The following is a 530-nucleotide window of genomic DNA, read 5'->3' on the forward strand; positions in this document are numbered from 1 at the left end:
TGGAGAAGCTTAACGAGCTTGATCTCGATGTCGAGGCCGACCTTTGTGAGAAACTCCACGATGATGCGGAGCATCTTTTCCGTACACTGTCCTCGAGACTGGATGCATTACAGGATGATAACTGATGGCCAGAGTGTCTATTAGTGAGGCTGCCCGACTGACGGGTAAGAGCAGGACAACACTGCACAGGTTAATTAAAGCAGGTGACCTGTCCACCTGTAGCGGTGAACGTAATGCAAAAATGGTAGATACTTCAGAGCTTTTACGTGTCTTTGGTCCCTTTGAGCAACCGAAGGGTGAACACCCTTCTGGACAGGTCTCTGAACAGCGTGATACAGCCTCTGCTGACCAGAGTGAACAGGTGATTCGTCATCTGAAACAGGAGATTGAACACCTGAACACCTTACTTTTATCCAAGGATTCGCACATTGACAGCCTGAAACAGGCCATGCTCCTTCTTGAAAATCACCAGGCAAAATTAACGGAATCCCCGGCGCCATGGTGGAAATTCTGGAAAAAATCCTGACCCC

At 48.7% G+C, this 530-nt stretch carries 2 protein-coding genes; both read left to right on the forward strand.

Going from position 1 to position 530, the window contains the following annotated elements; translation table 11 throughout:
• The coding region (locus RRF55_RS27225; RefSeq protein WP_439419207.1) for a Rop family plasmid primer RNA-binding protein at positions 1–125 on the forward strand (125 nt) is incomplete at its 5' end.
• On the forward strand, positions 125–526 hold the full coding sequence (locus RRF55_RS27230; RefSeq protein WP_117095974.1) for a helix-turn-helix transcriptional regulator: 402 nt from the start codon (positions 125–127) through the stop codon (positions 524–526). The genes RRF55_RS27225 and RRF55_RS27230, both read left to right, overlap by 1 nt.
• Positions 527–530: the final 4 nt, after the last annotated feature.

It is taken from the genome of Klebsiella sp. K47, from assembly GCF_051858335.1.
Lineage (GTDB): Bacteria > Pseudomonadota > Gammaproteobacteria > Enterobacterales > Enterobacteriaceae > Klebsiella > Klebsiella pneumoniae.